This window comes from Amycolatopsis nivea, assembly GCF_004522235.1.
GTDB classification, from domain to species: Bacteria; Actinomycetota; Actinomycetes; order Mycobacteriales; family Pseudonocardiaceae; genus Amycolatopsis; species Amycolatopsis nivea.
The window spans coordinates 55,045-68,588 of the sequence record NZ_SDLT01000039.1; the positions used below are offsets into that span (position 1 = coordinate 55,045).

11 protein-coding genes are annotated in these 13,544 nt (G+C 70.0%); 3 read left to right on the forward strand and 8 right to left on the reverse strand.

What is annotated here, in order from left to right:
• Positions 1 to 10 precede the first annotated feature (10 nt).
• Positions 11 to 1,231: an NADH:flavin oxidoreductase/NADH oxidase family protein gene (locus EIZ44_RS34820; protein ID WP_134667049.1), complete on the forward strand. Its 1,221-nt coding sequence runs from the start codon at positions 11 to 13 to the stop codon at positions 1,229 to 1,231.
• Here EIZ44_RS34820 and EIZ44_RS34825 read toward each other — a convergent pair.
• The 5 genes from EIZ44_RS34825 to pdxR form a co-directional block, all read right to left on the reverse strand.
• Positions 1,191 to 1,838: a Pr6Pr family membrane protein gene (locus EIZ44_RS34825; protein ID WP_134667047.1), complete on the reverse strand. Its 648-nt coding sequence runs from the start codon at positions 1,836 to 1,838 to the stop codon at positions 1,191 to 1,193. The two genes, EIZ44_RS34820 and EIZ44_RS34825, sit on opposite strands and share 41 nt — an antisense overlap.
• Before the next feature lie 116 nt (positions 1,839 to 1,954).
• Positions 1,955 to 3,259 (reverse strand): S53 family peptidase, encoded by a 1,305-nt coding sequence (locus EIZ44_RS34830; RefSeq protein WP_240691500.1) that lies wholly within the window; start codon positions 3,257 to 3,259, stop codon positions 1,955 to 1,957.
• Between the two features lie 157 nt (positions 3,260 to 3,416).
• On the reverse strand, positions 3,417 to 4,988 hold the full coding sequence (locus EIZ44_RS34835) for an ATP-dependent DNA ligase (protein ID WP_134733420.1): 1,572 nt from the start codon (positions 4,986 to 4,988) through the stop codon (positions 3,417 to 3,419).
• A gap of 69 nt (positions 4,989 to 5,057) precedes the next feature.
• Positions 5,058 to 6,701: a PstS family phosphate ABC transporter substrate-binding protein gene (locus EIZ44_RS34840; RefSeq protein ID WP_240691501.1), complete on the reverse strand. Its 1,644-nt coding sequence runs from the start codon at positions 6,699 to 6,701 to the stop codon at positions 5,058 to 5,060.
• A gap of 127 nt (positions 6,702 to 6,828) precedes the next feature.
• Entirely contained in the window at positions 6,829 to 8,190 is a 1,362-nt protein-coding gene (gene pdxR, locus EIZ44_RS34845; RefSeq protein ID WP_134733424.1) for a MocR-like pyridoxine biosynthesis transcription factor PdxR, read from the reverse strand.
• A gap of 88 nt (positions 8,191 to 8,278) precedes the next feature.
• On the opposite strand from pdxR, the gene EIZ44_RS34850 reads away from it, so the two are divergent.
• Positions 8,279 to 9,178 carry a DMT family transporter gene (locus EIZ44_RS34850; protein WP_240691502.1) on the forward strand — a complete coding sequence of 300 codons (900 nt, stop codon included), beginning with the start codon at positions 8,279 to 8,281 and terminating at the stop codon, positions 9,176 to 9,178.
• Positions 9,179 to 9,181: 3 nt separating this feature from the next.
• Here the strand turns inward: EIZ44_RS34850 and EIZ44_RS34855 are convergent, their stop codons facing one another.
• The gene (locus EIZ44_RS34855; protein ID WP_134667039.1) at positions 9,182 to 10,579 is read right to left on the reverse strand and encodes a class II fumarate hydratase; all 1,398 of its coding nucleotides are present in this window, start codon (positions 10,577 to 10,579) and stop codon (positions 9,182 to 9,184) included.
• Positions 10,580 to 10,744: 165 nt separating this feature from the next.
• Here EIZ44_RS34855 and EIZ44_RS34860 point away from each other — a divergent pair, with 165 nt between their 5' ends.
• Positions 10,745 to 11,716, forward strand: a complete 972-nt coding sequence (locus EIZ44_RS34860; RefSeq protein ID WP_134733426.1) for an NAD(P)/FAD-dependent oxidoreductase — start codon at positions 10,745 to 10,747, stop codon at positions 11,714 to 11,716.
• A gap of 1 nt (position 11,717) precedes the next feature.
• Here the strand turns inward: EIZ44_RS34860 and EIZ44_RS34865 are convergent, their stop codons facing one another.
• On the reverse strand, positions 11,718 to 12,470 hold the full coding sequence (locus EIZ44_RS34865) for a S1 family peptidase (protein ID WP_134733428.1): 753 nt from the start codon (positions 12,468 to 12,470) through the stop codon (positions 11,718 to 11,720).
• A 19-nt stretch (positions 12,471 to 12,489) separates the two neighbouring features.
• Entirely contained in the window at positions 12,490 to 13,542 is a 1,053-nt protein-coding gene (gene glpX / locus EIZ44_RS34870; RefSeq protein ID WP_037816866.1) for a class II fructose-bisphosphatase, read from the reverse strand.
• Between the last annotated feature and the right edge of the window lie 2 nt (positions 13,543 to 13,544).

Sequence of the window (13,544 nt, forward strand, 5' to 3'; positions counted from 1 at the left end):
GGGACTGCTCATGACCGACCCCCGGGATCTGCTCGCCGAACCGCTCAAACTGCACTGCGGGGCCGTGCTGCCGCATCGGATCGCGAAGTCGGCGCTCAGCGAGCAGCTTGGCGACCGTCGCAACGCGCCTTCTGCCGAGCTCGCGCAGCTGTACCGGACCTGGGCGCGTGGGGGCGCGGGTCTGCTGGTGACCGGCAATGTGATGGTCGATCCCACCGCGCTCGGCGAACCGCGCAACGTCGCGGTGCCCGCCGAGCCCGACCCGGCGGCGTACCGGTCGTGGGCGCGGGCCGTCGACGGCACGGACGCACAGTTGTGGGTGCAGCTCAACCATCCCGGACGGCAGAGTCCGCGGTATTTGTCTCGCCAGCCGGTCGCGCCGTCGGCGGTGCCGTTCGGCGACCGAGGAGTGCGGACGGCGTTCGCCGCGCCGCGGGCGTTGACCGGGGACGAGATCGAAGCGGTGGTGGCGAGGTTCGCGGTGTCGGCGCGGACGTTCGTCGACGCCGGGTTCGCCGGGATCCAGATCCACGGCGCGCACGGGTACCTGATTTCGCAGTTCCTGTCGCCGTTGGTGAACCGTCGTGACGACGAATGGGGGCGCGACCGCAGCCGGTTCCTGCTTGAGGTGGTGCGCGCGGTCCGGGACGCGGTGGGGGATCGCGTGCCGGTTTCGGTGAAGCTCAACAGCGCTGACTTCCAGCGCGGCGGCTTCGACGAGGACGAGTCGTTGCAGGTGGTCCGGGCGCTGGGCGAGGCCGGGATCGATCTGTTGGAGATTTCCGGCGGCACCTACGAGCGGGCCGTGATGATGGGGTCCGGCCGGGCGAGCACGCAGCGGCGGGAAGCGTATTTCCTGGACTACGCGGCGAAAGCCCGTCAGATCAGCGACGTCGCGCTGATGGTCACCGGCGGGTTCACCACGGCGGCGGGCATGGCGGAGGCGCTGGAATCCGGTGCGCTGGACGTGATCGGGATCGGCCGTCCGTTCACTGTGGACCCCGGGTTGCCGGGCCGGTTGCTCGCGGGCGAGGACGTGCGGGCCGAACGCCGTTGCCCGCGCACGGGAATCCGGCTCGCCGACAGCCTGCTCGAGATCCAGTGGCACACCCAGCAGATGCACCGCGTCGCCGCGGGCAAACCGGTGGACCTGAAGCGCGGCGCGTTGCGCGCGTTCGCCCAGGCCGGGCTCAGCGATCCGCTGAACGCGTTTCGGCGGGTCCGCGCCTGAGCCGCGGGTCGGCGGCCCGGGCACCGCTGGCGAGTGCGATGAAGAAGACGCCGATGAGCAGGCAGTTCAGCGCGACCTGCCCGTAGCCGAGGTTGTCAGCGTTGACGAACGGGTACGGGTAGTAGCCGTCGATCGCACCGCGGACGAGCGTGAAAGCCAGCCACACCAAGGGATAGGCGAGCGACCACCAGACGGTGCGCCATGCCAGCACCCGCGGAGCGAAGAGCAGCCAGCCGAGTACGCACAGCACCGGGCTGACGCGGTGCAGCAGGATGTCCGCGGCCAGGCCGAGCCCGTGCAGCTGGTACAGCCCGGCGAGCGCGACCTGGTACACGACCCCGGTGACCACGATCCCGACCAGCGCGTCGAGCCACAGCACGCGCATCAGCGGCGAGGTGCCGCGTCCGCGGGCGAAAGCCGCGCTGGTGACGAGGACGAGGACGTTCGAGATGATCGTGAAATAGGTGAACAGGTTCGCGACTCGTCCGCCGAAGCTGACGTACCGTCCCTGCGGCGGCACCAGCGCGACGATCTGGATCACGAGCGCGGCCACCACGACGACCGCGGTCACCCCGAACCACAGCCGGGCCAACGCTTTCGACGACATACCGCTGACAGTACGGCTCCGGAGCGGGTCCGCCCGGCCCGGCCCGACCATGTTCGGTCGAGCCGGGGCCGGGTGAACCTGCCCGGATGCCCGCCCGCGGCGCGGGGACTACCGCATCACCGCACCGCCTTCACCAAAGCGGGCACGAAGACCGACGCGTCGATCGTGCCCCAGCCGCTCGCGATGTCGTAGCCCGGACCGGCCTTGAAGCCTTCGACGTCCCACTGGCTGTTGTCGCCCTTGGTGACGTCGACGATCCCGGCCGCGGTGCCCTTCGGGCCCAGCTTCGAGTACAGCGCCGGGTTGATCTGGCCCAGCCGCCCGTGGTTGGCCTGCACGGCCAACGCCAGCACGCCGGCGAACAGCGGCGCCGACTGCGACGTGCCCTGGACGCCTTCCATGCTGATGTCCGGGTACGACCGCATCGTGCTGCCGGTGACCTTCTTGACGCGGTTCTGCCAGGACGGCCGCGCGTACGCCTTCGACAGGCCCGCGCCCTCGCTGAACCCGTTGTCCGCGGCGTTGACCAGGTCGTCGGGCTGGGTGCGGACGCCGTTCGCGTCGAGGTGCAGCTGGGTGCCGCCGAGCGCGGTGACGTTCGGGTCGCTGGCTGGCCAGCTCGCCACGCGGTACGGATACCGGCCGGGACCTTGCAGGTACGCCCCGGTCGGGCCGTCGTCGCCCGACGACGCCACCAGCGTGACGCCCGCCTTGCTCGCCCGTTCCAGCGCCGGGTCGAGGGTCTTGATCGACTCGAACGACGGGAAGTTCTCCTCGGTGGTGCCGAAGCTCATCGAAACCACGTCGGCGATGCGGTGCTCGGTCATGTAGTCGACCGCGTGCATCATTTCCGGCAGGCCGGCGAAGCCCTGCGTCTCGGCGACCGGGGTGGCGGCGACGACGATCTTCGCGCCCGGAGCCATCGCGTGCATCATCGTGACGTCGAGATCGGTTTCCCCGCCCCACGACTGGCAGGTGGCGGTGTCCACCCCGGGATCGGTGCACGCGGGCACCGCACCGGACGGCTGCAGCACCTCGACGTTCGCCGGCGGCAGACCGTGCTGCCGGGAGTACTCGTCCAGCACCTGCTTGACCTTGTCGTCGCCGAACGACACGAGCGTGGCTACGGTGGACCCGGCGCCGGTGATGCCCTGGTTCCACAGCTTCGTGGCGTTGTACGCGCCGCTTTCCTTCGGCAGCTTGGCCATCGCCGCGTTGAGCCGTGCCACCCGCTCGCGCACCGTGGTCGCGCCGACGAACGACTGCGCGGCAGCCGAGAAGTGGTGTCGCGGCGGCTGCTGCGGCGGCGCCGGCGCGGCACTGGCCGGTGCCGCCACCACGGTGGCGGCGAGCGCCACGCCCGCCAGCAGGGTCATCGGCCGCCCGAGTCCCCGGACGGCTGATTTCACCCGGAACGTCATGCTTTTCTCCTATCGACGCAGGCCAGTGCTCCCACTCTCGGGTACGCGGCCACGGGTGCGACATCGACTTTCGTCGGGCGTTTTCCTGAGCACAGCGGGGAAAGCTGCCCGATGTCCGTAATGTGCCCTCTCATCCGGAGGGCAGGCGCGGCGATCATCATCCGGATGCCTCCTCGGAACCGGACTGCTCCGCCTGGCTGGCGTCCGTCGCCGGACGGCTGCCGCGCAGCAGCCCGCGGACGGTGTCGATGGTGTCGGCCTCGCCGGGATCCTTGTCCGGCCGGTACCGCACCACCCGCGCGAACCGCAGCGCCAGCCCGCCCGGATACCGCGTGCTGACCTGCGCCCCGTCCAGCTCGATCTCGACCACCGTCTCCGGCCGCACGTGGACGGTCCACCGGTCCCGGTGCGTCTCGATCTCCTGGAACCGCTCGGTCTGCCAGGCCAGCAGCTCGTCGGTAAGGCCCTTGAACGTCTTGCCCACCATGATCGGCGGCCCGCCGTCCGGATCGCGCGCGCCGAGGTGCAGGTTCGACAGTTTGCCGGTGCGCCGCCCGTGGCCCCATTCCGCCGCCAGCACCACCAGGTCGATGGTGTGCACCGGTTTCACTTTCAGCCACGCGCGCCCGCGCCGTCCGGCCGCGTAGATCGAATCGAGGTCCTTCACCATCACGCCCTCGTGCCCGGCGTCCATCGCCGCGTCGAGCACCGCCGCCGGCGAATCCGGCCGGACCGAGCCGGGGATCACGTGCTCACCCGCCACCCGGCGCAGTGCCTCGTTCCGTTCGGACAACGGCGCGTCGAGCAGATCGACCCCGTCCAGATGCAAGCAGTCGAAGAAGTACGGCCGCAGCAGCAACGCCCGCACCTGTTCGTCCCGCGTGCTGCCGAACCGGCTCATCGTTTCCTGGAACGGCCGCGGCCGCCCGTCGTCGGTGAGCGCGAGGGTCTCGCCGTCCAGCACCACCGATTCGCACGGGAGCGCCCGCACCAGCTCGACCAATTCGGCTACGCTGCCGGTGATTTCCCGCAGCGTGCGCGTGTACACGTGCACTTCCGCGCCGCGCCGGTGCACTTGGATCCGCGCACCGTCCATTTTGTACTCGACGATCGCGTTCCCGTGCTCCGTCACGGCTTCCTCCAGCGATTCCGCCGGCGACGCGAGCATCGGCCGCACCGGACGGCCCAGCTCCAGCCCGAATTCCGCGAGCGCCGCCGCGCCCCCGGTGAGCGCCGCCTGTCCGGTGACCGGCAGCCGCCCGGACAGCATGAACGCGCGCCGCACCTGGTCGACCTCCACCTCGGCCGCCGCCGCGACCGCGTCGACCATCACGCCTTCCAGCGCGCCCTGCCGTAGCTCCCCGGTGACGAGCCGGAACACGAACTCCTGCTCGGCCCTGGTCAGCCGGGAGAACAGCGCGGCGAGCACCTCCGCCCGGCGCTTCACCGAACCCGCGCCCGCCGCGGCCGCAACCTCGGTGAGCGCGACGTCGACCTCCGCCACCGAGACGGCAGGCGCGGCCGCGGGTTCGACGGCGAGGTCGGCGAGCGTGCGCCAGCCGGCGCCGAGCCGGTCCTGGGCGGTCTGCCCGGTGAGATACGCGATTACCGCGGGCAGTTCGCCGGGTTCGGCCGCGCGCAGCACGGCGGCCAGCACGGCGATTTTCGTTTTCCGTGACCGCGTGGCCGCCAGTTCGGCGGAGGCGGTGACGAGGTCGGTGAACAACACCCGGCCATCATCGCCCCCGCCACCGACAAAAACTCCCGCTCCAGCCTCGGCCGGGTGAAAAAGAGCTGGTCAGGCATCCGGACGAGTGCAGTACTGGTCCAGCAGCCCCCGTTTTGTCACACATGGCGTGTACCCTGCGTCCTGCAGTTCCGCCCGCGCCGTGCTGCTGCGCAGGTAGTCGAGGAACTGCTTCAGCAGCGAATCGTTCTCCGGCACGCCCTTGGTGTAGAGATACTCGACCGTCCAGAAGCGATAGCCGGCGTCGATGCTGGTCACGTCGGGGTAGCGGTCGTCGAGTTTCGCCATCGCGACGCGGCCGCCCGCCGCGGCGATCTTGGCCGCGGGCACGTCCGCGTAGCCGATGGCACCGGGGGTGTCGCCGACCGCGCGCAGCAGCTCGTCGGTCTTGCCGCGTTCGCAGCGCACCACGGTGGCGTGCGGGTCGCGGGTCGGCGTCCGGCAGTCGTCCGACGACAGCCCCGGCTCGGCCGCGCCCAGCACTTTCTGCTCGAAAGTCTTGCGCGTACCCGATTCCTGCCCGCGTCCGACAACCCGGATCGGGACCGCTGGACCCTCGCGCAGTTGCGCCCAGTTGGTGTACTTCCCGTTGAAGATGCCGCGCACCTGCTCATTGCTCAGCCGGTCGACGCCGACGGCGCTGTTCACCACCAGGCTGTACACGAGCACTGCGACCGGTTGTGTAACCAGATCCGGCCCGGCGTCGGAAGCCTTGCCGTCGGAAAGCACTGCCATGCTGTCCTTTTGTTCCGCGGGCAACGGTCCCAGTTCGCGCACCGCGGACACGCTTCCGTCCGCTTGCGTCGTGATCGTCGCGCCAGGACACAGCTTCTGGTACTCGGTCGCGACGCTGTTCATGATGGGCGCGAACGCGCTGGATCCGTGCACCGCGAGGGATCCGTTGCCGCAGCCGGGTTCGGACCCACGCGACACGGCGACGAGGAGCATGCTCAGCAACGCCCCGGTCAGCAGCACCCCGATCGCTCCCGTGACCACCGGCCACGACAGCCAGCGCTGTTTGCGTTCGTCTTTGATCCGCCCGCCGCTGAGCCTTCCGGTGACGTCCAGTTCCTTGGACAACGGCCCGCCGCGCCAGTCGTCCGGCTCGCGCAGCACGACGACGAGTTTGAACTTTTCCCGCCGCTTCAAGGAAAGTTGTTCGAGACGGACACCGTGCCATTGCGGTGCCGCCGCTGCCGGTGCGTCGGCTTGCCGCAGCAGCGCGGTCAGCCGCTGCGGCAGCAACGCTCGCACGCCGGACAGTCGCGCGGTTCCGTTTTCCGGCGTAGGCTGATCATGAGTGAAGAATTCAAGCCCGTTCCGTACCACCTCACGCAACCCGTCTTTGGCATCGGATACGCGCGCGTCCCACACCACCCGCCTGCCGAAGGTGAACTGCAGTGGGTGTTCCCAGTCGTCCGGAGCGATGTCGAAGCTGCCGGTGTTGCGGATGCGGATCACGACCACGCTGAGCGGTTCCAGCAGCTGCACGGTGCGCACAAGTTCCGGATCCGCTTGCACCGCACCGTTGTCCGAGTCGCTGAGCGTCACCGGGTTGAGGCCGATCTTGGAGTTGTAGAGCTCCCGGTAGATCACGCGCCTGCGGCGGATCACGTAGCGGTCGATGACCGGGGCGAGGATGGTCGCGCCCGCGACGACGGCGATGGGCACGATGCCGCGGCTGGACGTGAGCACGTCGGCGAGTGTTCGCACTATTTCCCCGAAGCCCACGGTCGCCTCCCCCTTGCCTGCTCCCGAGAAGGTCAACCCTAAGCGTCAGCAACGGGACCCCTCCCCGGTGCACCAGGTGTTCACCAGCGGTTCAACCGGCCGACGCGATCCGCTCGACAGCGGCGCGGAGCCGGTCCGGCGGGAGCGCGGCGTACCCGAGCACGAGGCCCGGATATCCGGCTGAGGTATGGGAATAAGTCGACAAAGCCGGGGCGTGCACGCCTGCCGCGGCGAGTTTTTCCTGCAGCCGCACGTCATCGGTACCGTCGGGCAGCCGGACGACGAGGTGCAGTCCGGCGGCGATTCCGACCGGCTGCCACTGCGGAAGGCGCTGGGTCAGGGCTTCGATCAGCGCGTCGCGACGAGCGCGGTACAGCCGTCGAGTGCGGCGCAGATGCCGGTCGTAACCGCCGGTGGCGATCAGATGCGCGAGCGCGGCTTGCGGGAGCGGCGGGCAGCCGAGGTCGTGCATTTCCTTGACCCGCGCTACGGCGTCGCGCAGCCGTCGCGGCGGAATGAGCCAGCCGATCCGCAACGCTGGCGCAAGAACTTTGCTGACGCTGCCGATGTACGCGACGTGATCCGGTGCGAGCGCGCGCATCGCGCCCAGCGCGGGACGGTCGTAGCGATGTTCGGCGTCGTAGTCGTCCTCGAGGATGAGCCCGCCGGTTTCCGCTGCCCAGGCAAGCAGTTGCCGACGGCGTTCCGGATGCAACGCGACGCCGAGCGGGAACTGGTGTGCGGCGGTGAGCAACACGACGGAGCAGTCTGAAGTGGACAGTGCGTCGACGTCGATGCCCTTGTCGTCGACCGGGATTCCGACCGGGGCCAGCCCGTGGTCGCGCAGGAGATTCGCTTGGCCGTGGTGGCTCGGGTCTTCGACGGCGATGCGCTGGTCTGGCAAGGCGTCGGCCAGCAACGACAACGCTTCCGCGGCTCCGCTGGTGATCACGATGTCATCCGGATTCGTCGGCAACGCCCGGACGCGGCCGAGGTAGGCGGCCAGTTCCGCGCGCAACGCGGGGTGTCCGGTCGGATCGGGGTAGCCGAGACCGAGATCTGGCGTCGCGTTCAGGGCTTCTCGTTCGGCGGCAAGCCATTCCGCCCGCGGGAACGCCGACAAGGCGGGCAGGCCCGGACGCAGGTCGAACTCCCAGGTCGGCGTTTTCGCTGCGCTGACCCGAGGATTCGGCGCGGGATCGTCGATCGGTGCGACGCGAGTGCCCGACCCGTGCTTGCTCAGCAGATAACCCTCGGCGGTGAGCTGCTCGTACAACGCGGTGACGGTGCCGCGCGCGACCCCGAGCTGGCGCGCGAGATCGCGGCTCGACGGCAGCCGGGTGCCGACCGCCAGCCGCCCGGTGCGGATCGCGTCGCGCAACGCGGCCTCGACGGCGCGGCCCCGGCGTCCTCCGGTGGCGGCGGGCAGGAGCAACTCCCGGATGGTCTCCACGGCCACGACAGTACGGCCAAGTGGTCCAGTTAGGCCAGTATTGAGTGGTCCTTCTGAATAGACCACTCTCCGCTGAAGACTGAGCGGCGTGAAACGGTCGATGGTGCTTTCAGGGGTGGCCGGCGCGGTGCTGGTCGGCGGATCGGTGCCGGTCACCGGCATGCTGGACGGGTATCCGGTGATCACCGGGCAGGCGTTGCGGTACGCGCTGGGCGGGCTTCTGCTGCTGGGCTGGGCGAAGGTCACGCGCAGTCCGCTGCCGCGGCCGAAACTGGGCGATCTGCCGACTCTGCTCGGCCTCGCCGCGACCGGGATGATCGGGTTCCAGGCCTGTCTGCTGCTGGCGCAGCGCTACGCGGAACCCAGCGCGGTGGCGGCGTTTCTCGGGGCCAGCCCGCTCGTGCTCGCGTTGATCGCGCCGATGCTGGACGGTCGCCGTCCGTCCGCCGCGCCGGTCGTCGGGTCGGTACTGGCCGGGCTCGGCATCGTGGTGCTGTCCGGTGGCGGATCCGCTTCCGCGCCAGGGCTGTTGCTGGCCGCGCTGGCGATGCTGTGCGAAGCGTCGTTCACCCTGCTCGCGGTGGGATTGCTGCGTCGGCTCGGGCCGTTGGCGACCTCGACGTGGGGCTGTTTCACCGCTGCGGCAAGCGGTTCCGTGGTCGGTACGGTGGTCGATCCGGCCGGAGCCTGGCGGTGGCCGAACGGGCGTGAACTCGTCGCGTTGCTGCTGCTGGCCGTCGTGGTGACCGCGGTGGCTTTCGTGCTCTGGTACAGCTGCGTCGTCGAATTGGGCGCGGACCGGGCGGGCGTGCTGATCGGGCTGATGCCGGTGTCCGGGCTGGCCGTGGCGGTGCTGACCGGGGCGCAACAGTTCGAGCTCAAGGACCTGGCCGGGGTCATCCTGGTCGCCGCGGGAGTCGCATGTGGACTGCGGAAACGCGAAGCGGCTCGCCCGGAATTGTCCGAGCGAGCCGCTACGATCGGCTGACCGCTACTTGCCGCCACGCGCCATCCGCAGCACATCGAGTGCCTCGTCCAGCTGTGCCTCAGTGAGCTTGCCGTCGCGGACGTACCCGCGCTCCAGCACGACCTCGCGGATCGTCTTGAGTTCCTTGAGCGCCTGCTTCGCCACCGCGGCCGCTTCCTCGTAGCCGATGTACTTGTTGAGCGGCGTGACGATCGACGGCGACCCCTCGGCGTACTGCCGCGCGCGCTCGACGTTCGCGGTGACCCCGGCGAACACCTTGTCCGCCAGCAGCCGCGAAACGGCCGCGAGCAGCCGCGCCGATTCGAGCACGTTGCGCGCGATGACCGGCAGGTTCACGTTGAGCTGGAAGTTGCCCGCCGCGCCGGCGAACGCGACCGCCGCGTCGTTGCCGACGACCTGCGCGACGACCTGCAGCGTCGCCTCCGGGATGACCGGGTTGACCTTGCCCGGCATGATCGACGAACCCGGCTGCAGGTCGGGCAACGCCAGTTCGGCCAAGCCGGTGCGCGGGCCGGAACCCAGCCAGCGCAGGTCGTTCGCGATCTTGTTCAGCGACACCGCGACCGTGCGCAGGTGCCCGGAAGTCTCGACCACGCTGTCCTGCGTCGCCTGCGCCTCGAAGTGGTTGCGTGCCTCGGTGAGCGGCAACCCGGTGATCTGCGCCAGCTCAGCCGACACCGCCGCGCCGAAGCCGTCGGGCGCGTTCAGGCCGGAACCGACCGCGGTGCCGCCGATCGGCAGTTCGCCCAGCCTCGGCAGACCGGACTGCAGCCGTTCGATGCCGAAGCGGATCTGCGCGGCCCACGCGCCCGCCTCCTGGCCGAGCGTGATCGGCACGGCGTCCATCAGGTGCGTGCGCCCGGACTTGACGACGTCCTGCCACTCCTCGGCGCGCGCCTCGATCGCGCCGGCGAGGTGCTCCAGCGCCGGGACGACGTCGGTGAGGACGGCCTCGGTGGCGGCGACGTGGATCGTCGTCGGGAAGGTGTCGTTGGACGACTGCGAGGCGTTGACGTGGTCGTTCGGGTGCACGTCGCGGCCGAGCGCGCGACTGGCCAGCGTCGCGATGACCTCGTTCGCGTTCATGTTGGACGAGGTGCCCGAGCCGGTCTGGAAGACGTCGATGGGGAAGTGCTCGTCGTGGCGGCCCTCGGCGACCTCGTCGGCGGCCTTCGCGATCGCGTCGGCGACGTCGGCGTCCAGGACGCCGAGCCGCGCGTTCACGCGGGCGGCGGCGGCCTTCAACAGGCCCAGCGCGCGGATCTGGGCGCGCTCGAGACCGCGGCCGGAGATGGGGAAGTTCTCGACGGCACGCTGCGTCTGCGCGCGGTAAAGCGCGTCGACCGGGACGCGGACCTCACCCATCGTGTCGTGTTCGATCCGGTATTCCTGTTCAGCCATACCCCCGATTCTGGCCCCGTTTCGCGCAACCGGCCGGGTGTTGTCGCCCACCTCGGTAACCCGCACCCGCCCCACCTCCGCCCTCAACGGAGTGGCATTGCCACACTGGCTACTCTCGATGTGTTCTCGATCACCGCCACCCACCACTGGCATGGAGCGAGCCTCATGGATTACGACCTCGTCGTCATCGGAGCCGGACCCACCGGCCTCTTCGCCGCCTACTACGCGGGATTCCGCGGCCTGTCGATGGCCGTCGTCGATTCGCTGCCCGAACCGGGCGGGCAGGTCACCGCGATGTATCCGGAGAAGATGATCTACGACGTCGGCGGGTTCCCCGCGATCCGCGGCCGTGATCTCGTGCAGGGCCTGGTGGACCAGGCCGCGCCGTGGAAGCCGGATTACCTGCTCGGCCGCAAGGCGGAGAAGCTGGAGAGCGTCGACGGCGGTCTCGAACTGACCCTCGACGGCGGCGATGTGCTGCGCGCGGGCGCGGTCCTGATCACCGCGGGCATCGGCGAGTTCACGCCCCGTCCGCTGCCCGCCGGAGACGGCTGGCTCGGCCGCGGGATGGTCCATTTCGTCCCATCGCTGGCGGCTCACGCGGGCCAGCACGTCGTCGTGGTCGGCGGCGGGGATTCGGCGTTCGACTGGTGCCTGGCGCTGCACCCGGTCGCGGCGAGCGTGACCCTCGTGCACCGCCGCGCGAAGTTCCGGGCCGCGGAGTCGATCGTGCGGCAAGTGCAGGAGCTGGGCGTGCGGCTGGTCACGGACGCCGAGGTGGCCCGGTTTGTCGAAGCCCCGGACGGTTCGCTGACGGCGGTCGACGTGACGGTGAAGGGCGGCGCGGACGAGCAGCTGCGCGCGGACGCGGTGGTTGCGGCGTTGGGCTTTACCGCGGATTTGGGGCCGATCGAAAGCTGGGGCTTGGAAATCGATCACCGCGCGATTTCGGTGGATTCAACGATGGCGACGGCCCGGCCGCGCGTTTATGCCGCGGGAGATGTGGCGGCGTATCCGGGGAAGGTGAAGCTGATCGCGACCGGATTCGGCGAGGCGGCGACGGCGGTGAACAACATCGCGGTGGCACTGAATCCCGAGGCGCATTTGTTCCCGGGGCATTCGAGCAACGTCGAGTGACTCAGCCGGTTTTCTCCGCGATCCACGGCTGATACGCCACCGCCGAGGTCGCGATCGACGGTGCCGATCCGCACGTCGACGAGCGGTTTCCCGGGCGGCTGACCATCCCGGCCAGCGTCCACCGGTCGCCGTCGCGGATCAGTTCCGGGCCGCCGGAATCGCCGTAGCACGAGCCGGATCCGCCGGGGCTTTCCGTGCACAGTTCGGAGGTTCCGTCGAACGCCGCCGTGCATTTCGCGCCCTCCACCAGGTGCGTGTCCAGCTGGCGCAGTGTCTTCGACACCGGGCCGCAATTCGGCGTCGCGCACGTCTGGCCCCAGCCGATCACCCGGACCGCCGTGCCGGGCGAAGCCGAACCGCCGATCGCGATCGGCGCGGCCTTCACCGGGGCGGCCAGCCGGATCAGGCCGACGTCGCCGGTTTGCGTTTCGGCGTTGAAATGCGGGTGCAGCACGAATTCCGCCGCTTTCGGAGCTTCCCCGCCCTCGTCCGCGTCGTTGCTGCCGACGCGCAATCCGATCGTCGCCGGGTCTTTCGCGGACAGGCAGTGCGCCGCGGTGACCACCCAGGTCGGCGTGATCAGCGCGCCGCCGCAGAACAGCGCGCCGCCCGAGGTGTGCAGGGACACCGCGAACGGGTAAGGCTGGTCCGCGTCGGTTCCGCCGACGATCGAGGGCCCGGCGAACGCGCTGCCCGCGCTGAGCACGACTCCGGTGAGGACAGTCAGCACCAGCGCGAACAGCCGTTTCGACACCGGGAAACTCCTTGGCAGATCAGGGAAGCGGAGGCACCGCGCCCTCGTCGAGTTCGAGGTTGCCGTCGAAGTTGACGGACGAGTACGCCCGCAGCTTCTCGAGCCGGTGGTAGCCGTCGATCATTCTGACCGTCCCGGACTTGGACCGCATGACGATCGACTGCGTCGTCGCGCCGCCCGCCCGGTAGTGGACGCCGCGCAGCAGGTCGCCGTCGGTGACGCCGGTCGCGCAGAAGAACACGTTGTCGCCGGTGACCAGGTCGTCGTTGAGCAGGATCCGGTCAAGGTCGTGACCGGCGGCGAGCGCCTTCTCGCGCTCCGCGTCGTCCTTCGGCCACAGCCGGCCCTGCAGTTCTCCGCCGAGGCACTTCATCGCGCACGCGGCGATGATGCCCTCGGGAGTGCCGCCGATGCCGAGCAGCATGTCGACGCCGGTGGTCGGCCGGGCCGCGGCGATGGCGCCCGCGACGTCGCCGTCCGAGATGAACCGGATCCGGGCACCCGCCTCGCGGACCTCTTTGACCAGCTGTTCGTGCCGCGGCCGGTCGAGGATGCAGACCGTCACGTCGCTGACGCTGGAGTTCTTCGCCTTCGCCACGCGCCGGATGTTCTCCGCGACCGGGGCGGAAATGTCCACCTTGCCCGCCGCGTCCGGGCCGACGGCCAGCTTCTCCATGTAGAACACCGCGGACGGGTCGAACATCGCCCCGCGTTCGGCGACGGCGAGCACGGCCAGCGCGTTCGGCATGCCCTTCGCCATGAGCGTGGTGCCGTCGACCGGGTCGACCGCAACGTCGCAGTCCGGGCCGTCGCCGTTGCCGACTTCTTCGCCGTTGAACAGCATCGGCGCTTCGTCCTTCTCGCCCTCGCCGATGACGACGACGCCGCGCATCGAGACGGTGGAGACGAGCTGGCGCATCGCGTCGACGGCAGCCCCGTCGCCGCCGATCTTGTCGCCTCGGCCGACCCAGCGGCCGGCCGCCATCGCGGCTGCCTCGGTCACCCTCACCAGTTCCATGGCGAGGTTGCGATCAGGCGCTTCGCGTCGGCTGCGGTCACTGGCGGTGGTCATGG